This window comes from Cryobacterium sp. MLB-32 (assembly GCF_000738085.1).
Taxonomy (GTDB): domain Bacteria; phylum Actinomycetota; class Actinomycetes; order Actinomycetales; family Microbacteriaceae; genus Cryobacterium.
In genome coordinates this window covers 1-1151 of record NZ_JPRS01000646.1, presented here as the reverse complement: position 1 = coordinate 1151, position 1151 = coordinate 1, and the positions used below count along the sequence as shown (strand labels likewise).

The following is a 1151-nucleotide window of genomic DNA, read 5'->3' as shown; positions in this document are numbered from 1 at the left end:
CATCGCACGATGGTTGCTGGTGAAGGCGCGTCTTTGACGGGGACGCCGGGATTGCGTACACGGGAGCCCTGGGTTTGGGACTGCGTTGGTTGTGCTCGGTGCGGGTATGTCCAACGCATTCCTGACGACACGCGCTGGGTCTTTTCGGCGGGACGCAGTGAAGGCGGTTTCCTAAAAACTACGCTGGGGACTCTCGCGGGCGCGTGGATCGGAAATATGGGCGGCCGGACTGTGGACGGTCACTCGAAAGAAACACTCTTGTTATCGACTACAGTGTTTTCGCTTGTGTTCCATCGTCGGAGGTCGTGAGACGGAAGAAGCTTTTCGTTACCCGTTTACCTGATCGCCCAGGACATGGCCGAGAAGGCGCACGACGAGAAAATATCCTCCAAGAACTGTCGATGGGTGGCTTCGCCCCTTCGCATCCAGAGGTCCACGCGCAGAAAGTGACGCGGCAGCCAATGGTCGCATGGAGTGGTTAGGGCTGAAATTCTCCCAGCAGGTAGGCCGTGGTCGCTGACATCTGACCACCTGCTGCCTTGAAGATTGGCATCAGGGGCACGGCGCCCTCACGTGTGTGAATGACCCCGGCAGTGTCTAAAATGGCCACAGCCTCAAGGTCCCGTGTTAGGGCCCAAAACGGCTGATGGAAGAGTCGCGTGCCACCGTTGGGTAATTGGGTTTGAGTCTGTGCGGTATAGCCTGCCACCGCCGCTCGCGTTGACGGAAACTTGCGCAAAAACTTCCCGGCGCTCGGATCGTCGCTGCCGTCTATGGCCATGGTCGCCAGCACGACGTTCCATTCATTCGGGTCGTTCACGACCGACGTCAGGAAGCTACTGATGAGTCTGTAGACGAGGGCACGAGGCGTGGTATTCGGTGAGACTCCGGGGGCCTGAAGACCCGTGGCGAACTCGATCATTTTCACGATCTCGTGCGAACTATCCGAGTTCACAATGCGCCGCCACCCAATGTTGACGGCCTCACCCAAAACCACAAATCTGATGCCGCGTTCCAAATCGAACTGAATGCGCATGCCATCTTGCTCGTCGTGCAGCAGAACTACTGGTCCGTCGTCTTCAGCTGTCACACGCGTGATGAGGAGATGCGGATGCCGACGCACCAACTCGCTGGCGATCCACCAAGTCTGC

At 58.3% G+C, this 1151-nt stretch carries 1 protein-coding gene; it reads right to left on the bottom strand.

The annotated features are described in order from the left end of the window. Window positions 1-478: 478 nt before the first annotated feature. Window positions 479-1151, bottom strand: a 673-nt coding sequence (locus tag JF66_RS23980; protein WP_035880818.1) for a hypothetical protein, incomplete at its 5' end; no start/stop codon positions are given.